Here is a 20,355-nt window from a genome sequence, read left to right on the forward strand (position 1 = left end):
AAGGGCGATCTCGGCAACGTTCCGTGATCGTTCGATCCCAGCTTTGTGGTAACGCATCCCGCTTCGCTGGAGGATGCACCTGAAATGTACAAGAAATTCCGGGATAAGGAGGATGGCGTGATCAAGGTCGTGCTCAGGCCATAGTCGCCATGCTGAACACGCCAGCAAGTATGAACGCACGGGGAGTTAACATGCAACACATAGATGATTGGTTGAAATCCACAATCCCGGAACTGGTCAGCTTTCAAAAGGACGCGTCGGAAAAATCTGACTATCAACTGGAAGCAAAAGCGCTCTGGTTGAAAGCTGAGGCAGCCGGCTATTCCGTAGCCGAGTTGAAACAAGCCTGCGGGGGCGATATTGAGAAGTATATGCTAAACCTCCAAGGAGGCTATACCGGTGCCTCCTGGGCCGACCAGGCAGACGATCAATCTGGAAAGGGCAGTTCAGACCCTAGCCCCTCGAGCGTTTTGTCGGGAGGGGGACACATCCCGCGCGATGAAGTCTTCCTCTCCGAACAAGAGAGCGGAGCACCAGTTTCGGCGACACCTGTGTCTCCCGCAGACAAGGCGCGGCTTCAACGTGAAGCTCTTCTAATGGAACTTGATCTGCTGAGGGCACGGCTGGCTATCATAACTTCACAAGTCGGACTCGTTGCAAAAACTGGCAAGGTGTGGGTTGACGCAGGCGCGCGGTCGCAATTGGGCGCGCACCCTTGGGCGAAGTTCGGAGCGCTGGTCGCTGGTTCATATTTTTTGACAAGAAGGCTTCGAAAGCTGCGCTTTCGCTCGGTCACCACAGCGGCAATCCCTCTGGCGACTATGATGATGAAACGGAGATTGCGCTAAACTGTCATGCGATGCCCCAATGCAACGAAGACCCGTAGTTCATCTATGGCGTGTTAGTGTATTCAGCTCTCGTAGGGATAGAAAGTCTGCCCAACGGCCGCTCATCGAACGGGGATCGAAAGCCTCAAATGATGTGAGCCTTGGAAGGTACCGATCGCCGACCGCTGTCCCCTATTCTTTCATCCGGGGGAGTGTAGCCATACGTGTGAGCGCATCGACTGTCTTGAGCAGATCGCGGCTCAGGTGGCTGAGGATTTCCTCCGGCGACAAACCAGTTCGTGTGCACAGCTTGTCGAGTACTTCCGGTCCCGGTGTGTCGTTGATGTCGATATTCGGTCCGATTTTGATGGCACTTGGCTGGCTCGTCGACCTTTGTGTCGAGCGTCGTATGAAGAACACCGGCGTCGTCGTTTATGTCAAGGTCCAGCCACGCCCAACAGTGCCGTAGCGCGGCATTTTGTCATGTTTGACTGCCCGGGTGGCTGCAAGAAGCCCGGGGTCCAAATCCGGGTAAACTTCATTTCTTGCATGATCTCGGCTCCCTAGTCAGTGATGCCGAGGATGGCGTGACAGGTCTTCTACTCCGGTTCTTCGCCGATGATTTCGAATAGCGGGTGAGGCGTTCGACATGGACCGTGGTTGTGAAGCCGATGCATTGAGATACAGCCTTCAACGGAGGTTTAACTAATCAAGGTCGTCACCTGATTCCCATGGCTTTTTTAGAAATGGGGCTTTAGACTCCGCAACACTTTCAGACAGGGGATTATCGTGAGCAAACTGGGCACTGACATTCAACTGGACTCGAATCCGCGCAACATACCTGACCTCAAAGAGGCCGCAGTGGCGGAGACCGACGCGCGCGCGCTGCTCGAAGCACTTCTTGCTGTGAAACGGGGCGATTTCTCGGCCCGGATGCGGTCAGATTTGACTGGAGTTACGGGTAAGATCGCCGACACTTTAAATGAAATTATTGCTGCTAACGAAAAGATGGCAGCACAACTGGAGAATGTTGGCCAAGTCGTGGGCCGTGACGGACGAACCAGCACCCGGGTGAGGTTTGGGCTTTCCGACGGTTCCTGGGCGGACATGGAAGGCTCCATAAATACCCTCATCGATGATCTGGTCTGGCCGACTGCTGCCGTCACCCGCACGATCACCGCAGTCGCCAAAGGCGACCTTCTGCAGACTGTTCCGCTCGACGTCGACGGCCGCGCTCTGAAAGGCGAGTTTTTGCGCTCAGCCGACATCGTCAACACAATGATCAAACAGTTGAGCGTCTTCACCTCCGAAGTCACGCGCGTCGCACGCGAAGTTGGCACGGACGGCAAGCTCGGCGGCCAAGCCCAGGTTCCCGAAGTGACTGGAGTCTGGAAGGATCTGACAGAAAGCGTCAACTCCATGGCATCGAACCTTACCGCGCAGGTAAGAAATATCGCCGACGTGACTATCGCGGTCGCGAACGGCGATTTGTCGAAGAAAATCACCGTTGATGTGCGGGGTGAGATTCTGCAACTCAAGGAAGCGATCAACACGATGGTCGATCAGCTCCGTTCGTTCGCGTCGGAAGTCACGCGTGTGGCGCGGGAGGTCGGAACAGAAGGGAAGCTGGGCGGACAAGCACTCGTCCCGGGCGTTGCTGGTACGTGGAAGGATTTGACCGACTCGGTCAACGCAATGTGCGGTAACCTAACGGCCCAGGTCCGCAACATTGCTCAGGTGACGACTGCGGTTGCGCGCGGCGACCTTTCACGCAAGATCACGGTCGACGTTTCAGGTGAAATATTGGAGCTTAAGGAAACCATCAACACCATGGTCGATCAGTTGAACGGCTTTGCGGGAGAGGTGACACGCGTGGCGCGCGAAGTCGGCACGGAGGGGCGGCTGGGCGGCCAAGCCGAAGTGCCTGGCGTCGCAGGGACCTGGAAGGACTTGACAGACAACGTCAATTCAATGGCTTCCAACCTGACGGCGCAGGTACGCAACATCGCTGAGGTATCGACGGCGATCGCCAATGGGAATTTGTCCAAAAAGATTACCGTTACAGTTTCCGGCGAAATCCTTGAGCTCAAGGAAACCATCAACACGATGGTCGACCAGCTGAACGCCTTTGCATCCGAAGTGACGCGTGTGGCGCGTGAAGTGGGCACGGAGGGACGCCTTGGGGGACAGGCCAACGTGCTTGGCGTGGCTGGGACGTGGAAGGACCTTACCGAAAACGTCAACTCGATGGCCGGCAACCTGACGGCGCAGGTTCGCAATATCGCTGAAGTGTCCACAGCTATTGCAAATGGTGACCTGTCGAAAAAAATCACCGTCGATGTGAAAGGAGAAATCCTTCAACTGAAGGAGACGATCAACACAACGGTTGACCAGCTCAATGCATTCGCATCCGAGGTGACGCGCGTGGCGCGTGAGGTTGGCACCGAAGGAAAATTGGGCGGGCAAGCGCAACTCAAGGGCGTTGCCGGAACGTGGAAGGATCTGACAGATTCAGTCAATTCCATGGCGTCCAACCTGACGGGTCAGGTCCGCAACATCGCGGAGGTGGCCACGGCTGTTGCACAGGGCGACCTGTCGAAAAAAATTACCGTGACCGTATCCGGCGAAATTCTCGAGCTGAAGGAGACCATCAATACGATGGTGGACCAGCTGAATGGATTTGCGGGAGAAGTCACGCGCGTGGCGCGTGAAGTGGGCACCGAAGGTCGTCTCGGTGGTCAGGCGAACGTCCTTGGGGTGGCCGGGACATGGAAAGATCTCACCGACTCCGTCAATTCGATGGCCGGAAATCTGACCGCGCAAGTGCGCAACATCGCCGAAGTTTCGACGGCAATTGCCAACGGTGACCTTAGCCGAAAGATCACCGTAGATGTGAAAGGCGAAATCCTTCAGTTGAAGGAAACGCTGAACACGATGGTCGACCAACTAAACCGCTTTGCCTCCGAAGTGACGCGCGTGGCGCGCGAAGTTGGAACCGAAGGCAAGCTCGGCGGCCAGGCGCAGGTTCCAGGCGTCGCCGGGACATGGAAAGACTTGACCGAGAACGTCAACTCAATGGCCTCCAACCTGACTGGACAGGTACGCAATATCGCCGAGGTGACCACCGCAGTTGCCCGCGGCGACCTATCACGCAAGATCACCGTCGATGTGAAGGGCGAAATTCTTGAACTGAAGAACACCATCAACACGATGGTCGATCAGTTGAACGCATTTGCCGGAGAAGTGACCCGTGTTGCCCGCGAAGTCGGTACCGAAGGCAAGCTTGGCGGTCAGGCACAGGTCTCAGGTGTTGCCGGCACATGGAAAGATCTAACCGACTCCGTCAATTCAATGGCGGGCAACCTGACGGCGCAGGTACGCAATATCGCCGAGGTCGCGACCGCCATCGCCAACGGCGACCTCAGCCGCAAAATTACCGTCGACGTCCGCGGCGAAATCCTGCTACTGAAGGACACCCTCAATACCATGGTCGATCAGCTTCGCTCGTTCGCCGGCGAAGTGACGCGCGTGGCGCGCGAAGTCGGCACCGACGGACGGCTTGGAGGGCAGGCCGTCGTCCCGGGCGTCGCCGGCACCTGGAAGGACCTAACCGACAACGTCAACCTTCTTGCCGCCAACCTCACGACGCAAGTACGCAACATCGCCGAAGTCACCACCGCCGTGGCGCGCGGCGACCTGTCGCGCAAGATTACTGTCGACGTGAAGGGCGAAATCCTCGAGCTTAAGAACACCATTAACACCATGGTGGACCAGCTGAACGCTTTTGCAGGCGAAGTAACGCGCGTGGCGCGTGAAGTCGGTACGGAAGGCAAGCTTGGTGGTCAAGCGCAAGTTCCGGGCGTCGCAGGCACGTGGAAGGATTTGACCGATACCGTCAACGTCATGGCCGCCAACCTCACCGAACAGGTGCGCGGTATCGTCAAGGTTGTGACGGCAGTTGCGAACGGAGACCTCGAGCAAAACCTCACCGTGGCCTCGAAGGGCGAGGTGGCAGCGCTCGCCGAAACCATCAACAACATGACCAAGACGCTTGCCACATTCGCTGACCAGGTGACGACGGTGGCCCGTGAAGTCGGCGTCGAAGGGCGCCTCGGCGGTCAGGCAAATGTGCCTGGCACGGCAGGGACGTGGAAGGACCTGACAGGGAACGTCAACTTGCTGGCCGCCAACCTGACGACCCAGGTCCGCGCGATCGCCGAGGTTGCTACCGCCGTCACCAAGGGCGACCTCACCCGGTCGATCCAGGTCGAGGCGCGCGGTGAAGTCGCCGAACTGAAAGACAATATCAATACCATGATCGGCAATCTGCGCCTGACGACGGATCAGAATACCGAGCAAGACTGGTTAAAGACCAACCTGGCGCGATTTACCAACATGCTTCAGGGCCAGCGAGACCTGACGCTGGTCGGAAAAATGCTCCTTTCAGAACTGGCGCCGCTCGTCGGAGCGCACCAGGGCGTGATTTATCAGGTTGCCGACGAGGGTCGGCAACCAGTGCTATCCCTGCTTTCGTCCTACGCCCATGGTATCGACGCAACGCATCCGCCACGGCTGGATTTTGGCCAAGGTCTGATCGGGCAATGCGCCATCGATGCTCGCCGGATTCTCATAACCAATCTGCCGGATAATGTCGTGCCGATCAGCTCGGGGGTTTTTTCAACCTTGCCCAAGAGCGCGATCGTTCTGCCTGTTCACTTCGAGGGCCAGGTCAAGGCGGTGATCGAGCTTGCATCCGCAGGCGAATTCACCGAGCTCCAGTTGTCCTTCCTGGACCAGCTGACGACCTCCATCGGCATTGTTCTGAATTCGATTGAAGCGACGATGCAGACCGAAGGCCTGCTGAAGCAATCCCAGCAGCTGGCGACCGAACTGCAGACGCAGCAGCGCGAATTGCAGCAGACCAACGAACAGCTGGAGCAAAAAGCGCAGCAGCTCGAGGAGCGAAATGTTGAGGTAGAGGCAAAAAACCAGGAAATCGAGCAGGCCCGTCACGCGCTGGAAGAAAAGGCGACCGAGCTCGCACTCACGTCGAAGTACAAATCCGAATTCCTCGCCAATATGTCACACGAGTTGCGTACGCCGCTCAACTCGATCCTGATTCTCGGCCAGCAATTGGGTGAAAACCCCGACGGCAATCTGTCCGGCAAACAGGTGGAGTTCGCAAAGACAATCCATGGTGCCGGAACCGATCTCCTGAACCTCATCAGCGACATTCTCGACTTGTCAAAAATCGAGTCGGGAACCGTGTCCGTTGATGCAGAAGAAATTTTCATCACCAACCTGCTTGAGGTCATGTCGCGTCCGTTTAAACACGAGGCCGACAACCGCAATCTGTCCTTCACGATCGAAGTCGGGCCGGATGTCACGCGCAGCATCATAACCGATTCCAAGCGGCTCCAGCAGATCCTGAAGAATCTTTTGTCCAATGCTTTCAAGTTCACGGCGCAAGGCGGCGTCACGCTGAAGGTCGATACGGTAGCGCAAGGTTGGTCCACCGATCATCCGTCGCTGAAACACGCCCCGTCGGTTATAGCCTTCGAGGTATCCGACTCTGGCATTGGCATCCCCACCGAAAAACAGCGTCTCATATTCGAGGCATTCCAGCAGGCCGATGCGTCGACAAGCCGGCAATACGGCGGGACGGGGCTTGGTCTTGCGATCAGCAGAGAGCTTGCCAACCTGCTCGGCGGCGAAATCCAGCTCCGCAGTACGCCAGGCGTCGGCAGCACATTCGTGCTCTATCTGCCTCTGACATATGTTGGCGCCGCAGCCACACTTCCCAAGCTCGTGCCTCCAGACAGCAACGTCGTCCAGCTTGCAGAAGCCGCAGCAGCGCGCCGGGCTGAAAGAACCGCTGAACTGGTAGACGACGACCGTCACAGCATCGCGGACACGGATACGGTCCTGCTGATCGTCGAAGATGACGCGCACTACGCCCGGGTACTTGTCGATCTTGCGCATGACAGCGGTTTCAAGGTGCTGGTCGCTATGCGTGGCACCGACGCCCTCAATCTTGCCCGTGAGTACAAACCTGCCGCGATATCGCTGGACATTTTCCTTCCGGACATGCTTGGATGGACCGTGCTCAGCCAATTGAAACAAAACGCGACGACACGCCATATTCCGGTTCAGATCATTAGTCTCGACGAGGACCGGCAACATGGTTTGACTCGAGGTGCGTTCGCATTCATGAGCAAGCCAACCACCACCGATAGTCTTGGGAAAGCGTTCTCGCGGTTGATGAACTACGCCGCTCCCCGCCGCAAACGGCTTCTTCTCGTTGAGGACAGCGAGGCTGAGCGATTGAGCGTCACGGCGCTTCTTGGCGACAGTGACATCGACATCACGAGCGTCGGATCGGGTGCAGAGGCGCTTCTCGCGCTCAAGCACGACCCCGCTGACTGCGTGGTCCTCGATCTTTCACTTCCGGACATGTCGGGTTTCGAAATTCTCGAAAAGATGCGCGACGATGATGACATTGCCGAGGTACCGGTCGTTGTCTTTACGGGCCGCGAACTTTCGCCGGAGGAGGATGCCAAACTCCACACGATGGCACGAAGCGTCGTGGTGAAAGGCGTGGAGTCTCCCGAGCGGCTTCTGGACGAAACCGCGCTGTTCCTTCACCGGGTCGTTGCCGACATGCCTGTGGCCAAACAAATGATGCTTGAAGAACTCCACAGCTCGGACGAGGACCTGGTCGGGGAAACCGTGTTGCTCGTTGATGACGACGCGCGTAACATTTTTGCCCTCAGCAGCGTGTTAGAACGACGGGGTATGCGGGTGCTAACGGCGACGACCGGCAGCGAGGCTATTGACATCATCAAAAAAGATCCGGCGGTCGCCATCGTTCTTATGGATATCATGATGCCGGGAATGGACGGTTATGAAACGATGCAGGTTATACGCTCTGATCCGAGGTTTCGGCGCCTTCCGATCATCGCCCTCACGGCCAAAGCAATGAAGGGAGACCGCGAGAAATGTTTGGAGGCGGGCGCGTCCGATTACCTCGCAAAGCCAGTCAACACCGAACAACTGCTTTCAGCTCTGCGTATGTGGCTGCATCGGTGAGGATTTTCCCATGAACCCTGTCAACATCCTCTTGGTCGATGACCAGCCGGCAAAGCTGCTAAGCTACGAAGTGGTTCTCCAGGATTTGGGAGAGAACCTGATCAAGGCCCAGTCTGGTCGGGAAGCGCTTGAGCATCTTCTTCGCAGCGAGATTGCCGTTATCCTCGTGGATGTCTGCATGCCCGAGCAGGACGGGTTCGAACTCGTCAGCATGATACGCGAGCATCCTCGATATCAGAATACCGCAATAATCTTTGTCTCAGCAGTCATGATGGCGGAGCCCGACCGGCTTCGGGGTTATGCTGCGGGTGCGGTCGATTACGTATCGGTACCGATCGTTCCCGAAGTGCTGCGTGCAAAAGTGCGCGTGTTTGCGGACCTCTATCGCAAAACTAGGGAACTCGAGCGTCTCAACGCGGACCTAGAGAACCGGGTTAGTGAGCGTACCGCCGAGCTCGAGGCGTCATCGAATCAACTCCGGCAGCTCAACGAAGAACTCGAACAGCGCATCAGCCAGCGGACGCTCGAGCGCGAGGCAGCACTTGCGCAATTGTTCGAGGCGCAAAAGCTCGATACCATCGGGCAGTTGACCGGTGGCGTCGCCCATGATTTCAACAATCTGCTTATGGCAATCCTTGGCAGTTTGAACCTTCTGAAAAAGCGGCTTCCGGGGGACGACAAGAGCGAGCGACTCGTCAAAAACGCCATACAGGCTGCAGAGCGGGGTGCAGCGCTGACCCAGCGTTTGCTTGCGTTTGCACGCCGGCAGGAGCTGAAGCCGCAAGCGGTCGATTTTTTCGAACTCTTTCAAAACATCGAAGACCTCCTGGCTAAAGCTTTGGGACCTGGCATCGACACAAGGAAACACATTCCGGCAGGGCTTCCGCCCCTTCTGGTTGATCGCAATCAGCTTGAATTGGCTCTGCTCAACCTGTTCGTCAACGCGCGCGACGCGATGGACGGTGGTGGTACGATTGTCGTTTCGGCGGAAGAAACTGGTATCTCTCGGCCTGACACGCTACCCGCCGGTCGGTATATGCGGATATCTGTATCCGACAACGGCGACGGCATGGACGAAGCCACTGCGGCGCGCGCCGCCGAGCCGTTTTTCACGACAAAAGGGCTGGGCAAGGGAACCGGCCTGGGCTTGTCGATGGTCCACGGGCTTGCCGCGCAGTCGGGTGGTGTTTTGACTTTGTCGAGTGTTGAGGGCGAAGGGACGAATGTGTGCCTCTGGTTGCCGATCGCCGAAAGTGTTGCGGCAGCGGTGCCATTGCCGGAGACCGTATATGACATTCCTGATTCCCAGCACTCGCTGCGGATCCTCGTCGTAGACGACGATCCTCTTGTGAGCATGGGAACGTCGGCCATGCTGGAGGATCTTGGCCACACCACCGTTGAGGCATGCTCGGCGGCAAGCGCACTGGAGATCCTCGGATCGGGACCGAAATTCGATCTTATTATAACCGACCAAGCCATGCCTGGCATGACCGGCGCGGAACTGGCCCGCCTGATTTTCTCCTCGTACCTCGGCCTACCGGTGATCTTGGCGTCCGGCTATGCCGAACTTCCAGACGACGAGGGGCTCGCGCGGCTTTTGCGAATGACAAAGCCGTTTACGCAAGAACAACTGCAGGTAACTGTTGAACGGGCGATTACCGGTCGCGCGACGGCCGCTTGACGGTTTCCCGCTGGTCTAACGCAAGAATGTGGCCGGCTTCAAGAGTGGTGAGAAAGCTGCGGTTGGCTTTCGGACGTCGTCGCTTCCTCCTCGAAGACGTAAGCAGAACGGCGGCAACGATTCCCGCAGAGACAACTGGGCATCTTACGCTGTTCAGGACGGCCTTCTGATCAGCGGCCAGAACTGGCGTCTTCTGTCGAAAGGGACCGCATCGTAGCCGCATTCCCGACTCTCTCGCCATTTTCTTTTCATTCCGATCGTGGCCTTTGGCGTTGGCGGTTCGTTTAAGCTTGGCATGACCCTGCCGCTAGACAGCGCGACGACCTCTTACCGGGGGACCTCCCGTACGGCGTTCTTGATGGATCGGCTGCTTCCTCGGTGACCTCGGCCTGCTGTGCATCGGTACAGATCGGGATAGGACGGGCGGGCTTGCAACCCTCCTCCTTGGCCACATCTTGGTCGCGCTTCTGATGCTCGCTATTTCGCCGTTCCTTTACACGCATCGTCACATTCTGCGAACAGCGTCGAGCAAGTCTTTCCAAACGTGAGGCCGAGCAAATCATCATCTCGACCGTGGCCTGCATTGCCGGCAACCACCTTCCAACGGCTACCTCGGCCATCGACACTCGACAGATCTAGGCTGTGGATACTGGGGTGTCGATCCCTAGGCCAACCGCTTCCCTGTCGCATCGAAGAAGTGCAGACTGTCAAAATCTGCATGAACTATAAGCGGCTCATCGACAACAATCCTGGATCGTCCCGGAACGCGAAACACGATTGGCTGCTGATTGTGCAGAACGCAGTGTACATAGCTCTCGGCACCGACCAGTTCGACGGCGGCGGCGGTTACGTCGATTTTGAGCCCACCGTCCGGGGAGCCCGGCTCTAGCAGATGGAGGTCCTCCGGGCGTACACCCAGGGTTATGCTTCCTGAGGGAACGGCTGACGCTTCTGCAAGTGACCAGGTTGCCGAGATTTCCATCGGCAAAAGGTTCATCGATGGTGACCCGATGAACGTCGCGACGAACGTCGTTTCTGGTTTCTCATAAAGCTCGATCGGTGTGCCGACTTGCTCGATGCGACCGGCATTCAGCACCACAAGTCTGTCGGCTAAGGTCATGGCCTCCATCTGGTCATGGGTGACGTAAACGCTGGTTGTCGCCAGCGAGCGCTGGAGCCGCTTGATCTCGACGCGCATCTGAACCCGTAGTTTTGCATCGAGGTTAGAAAGAGGTTCATCGAACAAAAAGGCGGCGGGTTCACGCACGATGGCCCGACCCATGGCAACCCGCTGGCGCTGGCCACCGGACAGCTGACGCGGTTTGCGTTCGAGAAACGGTTCGATCTCCAGGGCGCTTGCGGCAGAAGCAATGCGCCGATCAATCTCTTCCTTGGGGGTGTTGCGGTTTTTGAGGCCGTAGGCGAGGTTCTGTCGCACCGTCATGTGCGGATACAGCGCATAGTTCTGAAATACCATGGCGATATCGCGCTCCGATGGCTCCAGAGCGTTGACGACACGACCCCCTATTGAGATGTCTCCGCCCGTGATGCTTTCGAGTCCTGCCATCATGCGCAGCAATGTAGATTTTCCACATCCTGATGGGCCAACCAGAACCACGAATTCCCCGTCAACAATGTTCAGCGAAACACCCTTGATCGCGTCAACCGAGCCATATTTTTTGCGAACGTCGTTGAGGACAATATCGGCCATTACTTCTCCGTCTCCACAAGACCTTTAACAAACCAGCGCTGCATCAGCACGACGACGAGAATTGGTGGAATGATTGCCAGGATCGCCGTGACCATGACGTAGTTCCAGGGCGTCGATGCGTCGGTAAAGTCCACCATGCGTCGTAGCCCGATGATGATCGTGTTCATTTTCGCGTCGTTGGTAACGAGCAGGGGCCAGAGATATTGGGTCCACCCATAAATGAACAGGATGACGAACAGGGCGGCGATATTCGTGCTCGAGAGTGGTAATAGGATATCGCGCATAAAGCGGAAAGGTCCTGCGTTGTCGATGCGCGCCGCCTCGACCAGTTCTCCAGGGATGGTCATAAAGAACTGTCGGAACAGGAAAGTCGCTGTCGCCGAAGCCATGAGGGGCAATGTCAGGCCCGCATAAGTATCGATCAGGCCAAGATCGACGATGACCTTGTATGTCGGTAGGATGCGAACTTCGACTGGCAGCATCAGCGTGACGAAGATCATCCAGAAAAATGCCATACGAAAGGGAAAGCGAAAAAACACGATGGCAAACGCAGAGAGGAAGGAGATGATAATCTTTCCTAGGGCGATGGCGATGGCGACCACGAAAGAGTTGAAAAGCAGCCGTTCGAGGCTGACGCCAACGACACGCTCAACGCCTCCGGACATCGCTTGCGTATAATTCTCAACCATGTGACCGCCTGGAAGCAACGACATGGGAGGGCGGATGATCGCCTCGGATGTCGTCGTCGAGGCGACGAAGGTGTAGTAGATCGGGAATGCGACGATGATGATCCCGACGATGAGGATGAAGTGGCCGAACAGGCTGGCGATGGGGCGTTTTTCGATCATCTCTTGCCCTCAACCATAATGAACTCGTTTCTCGACGAAACGAAACTGGAACGCTGTCAAGGCGATCACGATGATCATCAGGATAACGGATTGCGCCGCCGAGGATCCCAGGTTGAGGTTGACGAAGCCATCATTGTAGACCTTATAGACCAACGTTTCTGTCGCTTTGGCCGGGCCGCCGCCCGTTACCGAATGAATAATGCCGAACGTGTCGAAGAAGGCATAGACGGTGTTGACGACCAGCAGGAAAAACGTCGTCGGTGCAAGAAGCGGAAAGACGATGGTCCAGAAGCGGCGGTTACCACGTGCACCATCGATCGCCGCAGCTTCGATGAGCGATTTCGGAATGGCCTGAAGCCCCGCCACGAAGAACAGAAAGTTGTAGCTGATCTGTTTCCACGCCGCCGCAACCACGACCAGCGCCATTGCCTGATTTCCGTTAAGCAGGGGATCCCAAGCGAAGCCGTTGCGCCGCAGGAGATAGGCGAGCGTTCCCATGGCCGGATTGAACATGAAGAGCCAGAGCATGCCTGCAACCGCCGGCGCCACAGCATAGGGCCAGATCAAGAGCGTGCGATAAAAGCCCTGTCCTTTGACCACCTTGTCGGCGGCGGTCGCCAGAAGCAGTGCGACACCCATCGAGACGATGGCCGTCAGAACGCTGAAAACGACGGTCACCTGAAGCGCATGGATATAGTTGGGGTCCGACAAGACGTTTTTGAAGTTGGCAAGACCAACAAAGCCACTCTTAAGGCCAAACGGATCCTGGCGCACCATCGACTGGTACAGCGCTTGGCTGGCGGGCCAGAAGAAGAAAATCAGTGTCAGCACGATCTGCGGGGCGACCAGCAGATAGGGCAGGATCTTGTTAGGGAACGCGACAGAATGCACAGCTTCATCCTCGGGCGACGGGGCGGCAAACTTTGGACCGATACGCCGCCCGCATGAGTTGCGAGCGGCGCGGGAACGCATGCTATGTGTTAGTTGCCGATCGCATCAGCGATTGCCGCGTTTCCACGCTCGACCGCTTTGTCGAGTGCTGATTTTGCATCCTGCTTACCCGCTAGCATCGCCTCAAATTCCTCGTTCATGATGTCGCGGACCTGCGGCAGGTTGACGAGGCGCACGCCTTTGGAATTTTCCGTCGGGGCCTTGCCCATCATCTGCAGGATTGGCGTTTCCCGGCCCGGATTCTTGTCATAGAAGCCGGATTTCTTGGTTTCTTCATAGGCGGCGTTGGTCACAGGCATGTAGCCTGACACCTGATGCAGGCGTGCCTGAATCTTGGTCTGTGAAAGGAAATTGAAGAATTGCGCGACACCCTTGTATTCCTCGTCACTCTTGCCTCCAAAGACCCAGAGGCTGGCGCCGCCTGGAATGGTGTTTTGCGGTCCGTGCCCTTCATAATAGGGAAGCTGACCAATGCCGTATTTGACACCCGACTTGATAATGTCACCCAACCCACCGGAAGATTCCGTCAGGATAGCGCATTCGCCTGACATGAAGAGCTGCTTTGCTTCAGACGTACGTCCGCCGTAGCGGAACGTGCCGTCCTTGGCGAGATCGGCAATTGCCTGGAAGTGCTGAACAAACAGCGGCGAATTAAATTCCAGCTTCACGTCGTTACCGGCAAGCCCGTTCTCATTGGTGGCATAGGCGACATTGTTCCAAGCAGCGAGATTCTCGGTTTGGATCCAGGTCAGCCATGTCGACGTTAAGCCGCAGGATGCCGCGCCGCTGGTCTTAATCTTTTTTGCTGCCTCGAACACCTCGGGCCATGTCTTTGGGGGATTTTCAGCGTCAAGGCCAGCCTTGGCGAAAATGTCCTTATTGAAGTACATGATCGGCGAAGACGAATTGTACGGGAATGACAGCATGGTGCCGTCCGGCTTCGAATAGTAGGCTACGATACCAGCGAGGTACTGCGACTTGTCGAACGTGTAGCCTCCTTTCTGCAGCACGTCCGCTGCTGGCATGATCGCTCCGTCCGCCCCCATCATAACCCCGCTGCCGGCGTCGAAGACCTGGATGATGGCGGGCGACTGATTTGAGCGAAATGCTGCGATGCCCGCATTCAGGGTCTCAGGGTAGGTGCCCTTGAAGACGGGTGTGATCGTATAGTTGCTCTGGCTTTCGTTGAACTCTTTGGCCAGTTGGTTGACGACCTCGTTGTTGGCGCCAGTCATCGCGTGCCACCACTGCAGATCGGTGGCAGCGTAAGCGCCGATAGGCATTGTCAGCGTCAACGCGAAAAGGGCCGTTGAGGCGGCCAGCGAACGTTTGAACATGATTTCCTCCACTTATCAAAAAGGACGCAGGTGTTTTGTACTTCCCGTGGCAGTCCTCCTCGACCGACACGAAATCTTTTGGCATCAAGCTGGCAACTCAAACCACTCCAAAAGTCACATAGAGGCGAAGTGGTCATTTTCCAGAGCGTGAAAATGTGGTTGCGATGTTGGTCCACGAGATCGAACTCAAACGGCGCCTCCCGCCATTTCTTTTTTGCAATCGTGTGCAAAAGCTGCATTAGACGAGCTGGCGTGTCAAACTCTTTCTTTTAAAAATATCGAGACGGAAATCAGATATTTACTTGCACGCAATTGCAGCAAGATGCGACCACAGATCGTTCTGGCGACGTAATCTGCTAAAGTATGCTCGAGTTCCCTCTATCGTCCAGGTCCGCTTACTTGAGGTCGAATGTATGAATTATTCGGAGAAACGTCAGCTCGCGTTGTAATGGGTTGCCCCGCATCTCAATCATATGCTTTGATTCGTGAGCCGGAGTTGACAAGCTTGTTACGTCAAGTCGAAGCTGTCGTGCAGAATATCTGGAAGGTTCGGCCGGTCGTCGCGACAAAGTTCAGAGCCTAGCACAACGAATATGCCGGCCGGGTGACCGCCAACGCATTACGGTTGGCCCTTTGACCAGCTCGATGCAATTCAAACTAGCATGTCGCAAGTTGAATCCCCTTCAGAGCGACCGATAGTAACTACGACGACGGGGAGCAAGTCGTACATCTGGATAGTCGTCTGGAGGTCGCTGCAACGCTCAGTCAGCATGCTGTTGGGCGATTTCGTGAACGCAACCTTAACAGAAACATTTCAGCTGGCTCATAAACTCATCTGAACGTCTGACAGGAGGTCTTGTCCACCTCCCGTCAGTTGGCATAATGGAATTCAAAGGATAAAGTCGCTTGCTTGGAATGAAATGGCATCGTCAAAATGCAAAGCAAAGTCGGCAACTTTGTCGCCATTGATATCACCATAGACATACGTGTCTGAGGCCTGTTTTTCGAAGTGCAGTTCACCTTTGCCGCCTCCGAATGCACCAGTGCCTTTGAAGATGAACGCCTGGTCTCCCGATGAAGATGTGTTGGCGTCGATCCCCGCCAGGCCGATTCTGTCGCCTTGCGCGTGGCTGAAATCGTAGATCGTATCCTGGCCTGCAACTCCCAGCGAGCTGTCACCTGCGGCTTTGAATAGGAAAGTATCGGCTCCGGTGCCACCGGATAGCCTGTCCGCCCCGGTCGTCCCGATCAACACGTTGGCTCCCGTGGTTCCAATCAGCGTATCATTGTGGCTCGACCCAGCGAGATTTTCGATCGAGACAAAAATGTCTCCCTTCGCATCGCCGGTGTTCGCCGAGCTATTGGAGAGATTAGCAACGACTCCGGCGGAAGCACCCTTATAGGATGCTGTGTCGGAATTCGCTCCGCCATCCAACTTGTCGGCGCCCGCGCCGCCGATCAGCACGTCGTTTCCAGCTCCGCCGGAAAGCGCGTTGGCTGCGGAATTGCCGGTGAGCGTGTTGGCCAGCGTGTTGCCAGTCGCGCTGATATTTGAAGCACCCAGAAGCCTCAGGTTTTCAATCGTCACATATTTAGAGAGGTTACGGGAAATCAGGGTGGATATCGTGTCGATCCCGGTGGCATCGGTGACCTTGTCACTGCCCGACCCCAGCGCATAGGTGTCATTACCCGCGCCTCCATTCAGAGTGTCGATTTCTGTATCGACGCCACCGTCCAAAATGTTGTTGCCCGAATTGCCGGTAATCACATTCGCAGTGTTGTCGCCCGTACCATTGATATTTGAAGTTCCGAGCAGCTTGAGATTTTCGACAAACGTAAATACCGCAAGCGAACGGCTGATCGTTGAGGTGATGGTGTCCACGCCGCTGTCTGACGATACCACATCAGACTTTCCGACTTCTTGGACGACATCGTGACCAGATCCCAGTACATAGGTGTCGTTTCCTTTGTACCCGATCAATGTATCAACAACGGAGTCATTGCCCCCGTAGAGAACGTTGTTGCCGACATTCCCGGTGACGATGTTTATAAAGGCGTTGCCCGTGCCATTGATGTCGTCTGACCCGACGAGATAGAGATTTTCGATCATGTTGTCGGCGGCAAGCGTGTAGGAATGGCCGGTGCCAATCGTGTCGTTTCCGCCACTATCGATGATCGCAAATTTGGTTTCGCCAAAAACGTAGAAATCATTGCCAGCGCCACCGTCGACGGCATGGTCAATCGTGCCACCCCGGTTGTCAAACATATCATCACCGTCGCCCAGAATGATTTTGCCTTCGATCGTTCCCGTGTTCTCAATGCGGTCGCTGGCTGAACCTCCCTTGATCGCGATATCGGCGGATTTGATAAGGCCGTCATTGGCAATCCCGTTAGGAGATGCGGAACTCTCAGAAAGGTCAATTCCGACGGACTTTGCGTCGATGAAGCTCTTAGTGCCTAGCGTTATATCTGCGTCCCCGTTTTGGACCACAAATCCCCTGTCGGCCGTGATCGTCCCGGTGTTACCGAACGCCGAATTGCCATGCGTGTTCTCGAAATACACACCGACATTCGCGTTGATGGCGCCGTCGTTGAGAACCCAGGCGTCGTCGGCATTGACGTAGATCCCCAAGCGTTCAGCCGTGATCTGTCCCTGGTTTTGCACGGTTGTCTTGTCGCCGTAGATGGCTATGCCGCTGTAGGCATGGATAGTCCCTGCGGCCTCAACCTTGATAGTGGCACTCGAACCGTTGGAAAGAATGCCATCTCTGTACATAGCGTTGGCCACGATATTACCCGCGACTGTAATCACGCTGTCGTGGAAGGCGTCATTGTTGACGATGCCGTGACCGTTTGCTGAAACGATCGACCCAGTATTGCTGAGAACCCATCCCTGGTTCGATTCATCGACATAGAAAGTTTTGGTTTGAGGTGTGGTGATGTAGACAGGCATTGATTGCATCCTTAAGTGATTTCCGATGAAGGGGCGCAGTGGCCGAAAAATGTTGGGTCGGCTGTCAGATCAGCGCGGCCAATCTTTCGCCAACGCAGGAAGCGTCGGATCCAAAGAGTACGGGAAGGGTTCGAGTGACATTGGTGCCGTGGCTTTGCCGCACGCAATATTGTTTCCGCATTCCGCAAATTCCGGTGGCTGGACGATTGATTGAAACAGCTATCGCACAGAGATTTCTGGACGTCTTGGACTACGCCACGCACTTTTTGGACAACGCCACTCGATAGTAATTTCCATTAGCGCCTTGGCAGTTTCACGGCCTTTTCCAGGACGACAAATGCTGCGCACAACACCATTTTGGCCTAATGCCGCCGGACTGTCTCACGGGATGTCAGGCAGGTGGCCAGGGATTTAGGCCGACGGTACAGGCATATCGAGCCCAGACGCGGTCAGTGGCGCTTCGATGTCGGCAATAAGCTTGACGAGATCCTGTTGGCGGCTGGTCCCGGTTTTGGCGTAGATGCGATTGAGGTGGGTCTTCAAGGTGTTCTCGCCAATTCCGAGCGTCTTAGCGGTCGAAGCAGCACCAACCCCGCCGCCGATTGTACGCAGAACGCGGGCCTCCGCTGGTGTCAGGTCAAACAGTGTGATCAACACGGCCTCGGGAACGGGCGTCGTCGAGATCATCGTCGAGACGAAAACGGCTGCCCGCGCCGGGCGGAACGCGGCACGCGCCGTGCCGGGCGTGAGCGGCAAGACATAGGCAACTGCTGGCGCTTCGCCCGGCATTGAGATCGGCAGCCCAATCCCCCGCGCGCCAAGGCTGACATCCGCTTGACATGCTGCTGCAATCGCGGTCGAAAGCGCGCCGCTCGTTCCGGGGTTTTGCGGTTGAAGAATGCCGTTGCGCGTGAGGATCGGAGTTTCAGCGGACAGCAGTCGCTCTGCGCTGGAGTTTGCGAACAGAAGCCTTCCTTCGGCGTCGGTGAAGGCAACTGGCGTAGCGAGTGCATTTAAAGTTTCTCGATAAAACTGCGCCGTAAGACGCGCCTGATCCAGTAGGTCTCCGATTAGGGCCGCCCGACGCAGATGCGGCGAGAGAAAAGCCATGAAGCGTTGCTCCGCGCCGGAAATAACGTCACGGTTGGCATAGGTAGTGGTGCCAAGTAGCCCAAGCCGATCGGAGGTGTCAACGAATTTGACTATGCACGCTTCGCGTAAGCCTTGCGGTCCAGCCCATTCACGATAGAACCGCGTGGCGCGCAGTTCCGGCTCGCTGAGGCAGGAAAGGGTTGTTAGAGGCATGTCAAGTTCGCCAACGACTGCGGGCATAAGGCCGGGGATGTCTTGAAAGCCGTATTCGTGTTGAAGCACCCGCAACTGTTCGGTATCCCAGGTCGAATGCGCGGCGAACCGGGCATGGCTATCCTTTGTGCTGGCGAGCGCTATGGTGGTATAAGCCGAGTTCGTCGCCTGCGTTATGCGGTTTAAAACGCTGACCCAACCATCTGAATCGAGAACGCAATCATAGATATCGCCGATAATTGACGAAAGTTGTTCAGCAGAAAACCTCGTCAACATTGAAACCTCGTCATCTAAAAATCGATCAGTTGCTTTGAATGACTATACCGTATCTGTCGCCTCCCTGTTTTTGGCAAGGACACTCGGCGACCATATACGGATTGCCCCGCGCGTCATACTTTTGGGTGACGACCCAAACAAGAAAGCGCGGTAATAAACGCGAAAGCTGTAAATGCAACCCGCGATCATTGTCCTTGCATCCGACGCTCTGCTCTCCGGGGAGCGCTCGTGTCTGTTGCTCAAAAGAATTCAGCAGGGCCTGCCATGCCGTCAAGTCAGGAATTCTCATCGGCAAATTTGCCCGAGCATCTGAGCGATCGAGATCGGTTCTACCTGTGGCGCGATATCCATTTCGCCGAAGTCGGGATGGTGGAGGTTGGGATCTCCGAAATGCCGTTCGAGGCGACTTTGCAGGCAAGTGTCATAGGCAGGCTAACTTGGGCCAGAATGTCCGGGACAGTTAATCGCGTCACCCGCACACCGCAGAGTATCCGTACCAATTCGCTCGATGCATACTTGTTGGTGATGAATCTCGGGCAGTCGGTCATCGGCGGGACCTATCGGAGAAACGACGTTGTAATGGAAACCCGCAGCGCCTTCCTCGACGCGTGCCAGCCCCAGCAGTTCATGGGTGGGGACCACAACGTCTGGGCAAATCTTGTCTTGCCAAGGAAAATCCTTGACGACAGGTTTGCTAGGATCGAGGAGAGACAAGGTTTAGTGATAGGGTCGAGCAACGAGGCGCTCGGACTGCTTCACAACTATCTGGCGATGGTCGATACGATAAGTCCTCTCCCGGGTTCAGCTCTGATCGATCATATCGGCGACACGATAATCGATCTGGTAGGATTGGAGACCGGAGCGAAGGGCGACGATGCCGAGCTTGCCAACACGAGGGGACTGCGCGCCGCCCGACTGCAGGCGGTAACGAAGTACATCAGGAGCAATTACCGAAATCCGGCGCTGTCCGCGTCATCGATTGGCTTGCGGACCGGTCTGTCCGCCCGTTATGTGCAAGACCTGTTGGCATCAACTGGGGACAGTTTGTCCGAACGGATCCTGGAGCTGCGCCTGCAAGACGCGAGGGCGATGCTGATGGACACGCGGTACCAAGAGAAGCGAATTGGCGACATTGCTCTTGAAGTCGGCTTTAACGACATCTCGTATTTCAATCGCAGTTTCAAAAAACGGTTTGGGTGCAGTCCTCGTGCGCTTTGTTGACACAGACTCCGCCGAGCTACTTCCGTTCAGTTGACCCTACAGGTAGCGCCATTGAGTGCCGCGACAAGATCTTCCTCGGTGTAGATGCCGCTCTGAAACAATTTCAAGAGGAATTTCGCGGCATCCCTGCTACCATGAGCATCGACCTGAGACTCG

The 20,355-nt window shown here is 56.2% G+C and carries 10 protein-coding genes and 1 pseudogene; 5 read left to right on the plus strand and 6 right to left on the minus strand.

Annotated features, from left to right (window positions below; translation table 11 throughout):
• Nucleotides 1-33: 33 nt before the first annotated feature.
• The 4 genes and pseudogenes from ASG68_RS32970 to ASG68_RS08730 form a co-directional block, all read left to right on the plus strand.
• A pseudogene (locus tag ASG68_RS32970) lies at nt 34-144 on the plus strand (alcohol dehydrogenase); the annotation flags it as partial.
• A gap of 47 nt (nt 145-191) precedes the next feature.
• Entirely contained in the window at nt 192-848 is a 657-nt protein-coding gene (locus ASG68_RS08720; protein ID WP_062603632.1) for a hypothetical protein, read from the plus strand.
• An 816-nt stretch (nt 849-1,664) separates the two neighbouring features.
• Nucleotides 1,665-7,916 (plus strand): HAMP domain-containing protein, encoded by a 6,252-nt coding sequence (locus tag ASG68_RS08725; RefSeq protein ID WP_348271814.1) that lies wholly within the window; start codon nt 1,665-1,667, stop codon nt 7,914-7,916.
• Between the two features lie 10 nt (nt 7,917-7,926).
• Nucleotides 7,927-9,597, plus strand: coding sequence for a response regulator (locus ASG68_RS08730; RefSeq protein ID WP_062603631.1), 1,671 nt, complete (start codon nt 7,927-7,929; stop codon nt 9,595-9,597).
• Between the two features lie 664 nt (nt 9,598-10,261).
• Here the strand turns inward: ASG68_RS08730 and ASG68_RS08735 are convergent.
• The 6 genes from ASG68_RS08735 to ASG68_RS08760 form a co-directional block, all read right to left on the minus strand.
• Entirely contained in the window at nt 10,262-11,308 is a 1,047-nt protein-coding gene (locus tag ASG68_RS08735; RefSeq protein ID WP_062603628.1) for a sn-glycerol-3-phosphate import ATP-binding protein UgpC, read from the minus strand.
• Nucleotides 11,308-12,156, minus strand: coding sequence for a sn-glycerol-3-phosphate ABC transporter permease UgpE (gene ugpE / locus ASG68_RS08740; RefSeq protein ID WP_062579387.1), 849 nt, complete (start codon nt 12,154-12,156; stop codon nt 11,308-11,310). The genes ASG68_RS08735 and ugpE overlap by 1 nt, the downstream gene beginning before the upstream one ends.
• A gap of 9 nt (nt 12,157-12,165) precedes the next feature.
• The gene (gene ugpA / locus ASG68_RS08745; protein WP_062603626.1) at nt 12,166-13,047 is read right to left on the minus strand and encodes a sn-glycerol-3-phosphate ABC transporter permease UgpA; all 882 of its coding nucleotides are present in this window, start codon (nt 13,045-13,047) and stop codon (nt 12,166-12,168) included.
• Nucleotides 13,048-13,136: 89 nt separating this feature from the next.
• The gene (gene ugpB, locus ASG68_RS08750; protein ID WP_062603624.1) at nt 13,137-14,444 is read right to left on the minus strand and encodes a sn-glycerol-3-phosphate ABC transporter substrate-binding protein UgpB; all 1,308 of its coding nucleotides are present in this window, start codon (nt 14,442-14,444) and stop codon (nt 13,137-13,139) included.
• Between the two features lie 889 nt (nt 14,445-15,333).
• Nucleotides 15,334-17,397: a beta strand repeat-containing protein gene (locus ASG68_RS08755; RefSeq protein WP_062609501.1), complete on the minus strand. Its 2,064-nt coding sequence runs from the start codon at nt 17,395-17,397 to the stop codon at nt 15,334-15,336.
• A gap of 411 nt (nt 17,398-17,808) precedes the next feature.
• On the minus strand, nt 17,809-18,978 hold the full coding sequence (locus ASG68_RS08760; protein WP_244484159.1) for a helix-turn-helix transcriptional regulator: 1,170 nt from the start codon (nt 18,976-18,978) through the stop codon (nt 17,809-17,811).
• Between the two features lie 228 nt (nt 18,979-19,206).
• On the opposite strand from ASG68_RS08760, the gene ASG68_RS08770 reads away from it, so the two are divergent.
• Nucleotides 19,207-20,199, plus strand: a complete 993-nt coding sequence (locus ASG68_RS08770) for a helix-turn-helix transcriptional regulator (RefSeq protein WP_156384842.1) — start codon at nt 19,207-19,209, stop codon at nt 20,197-20,199.
• Nucleotides 20,200-20,355: the final 156 nt, after the last annotated feature.

This window comes from Rhizobium sp. Leaf453 (assembly GCF_001425605.1).
In the GTDB taxonomy this organism is placed as follows: Bacteria; Pseudomonadota; Alphaproteobacteria; order Rhizobiales; family Rhizobiaceae; genus Pararhizobium.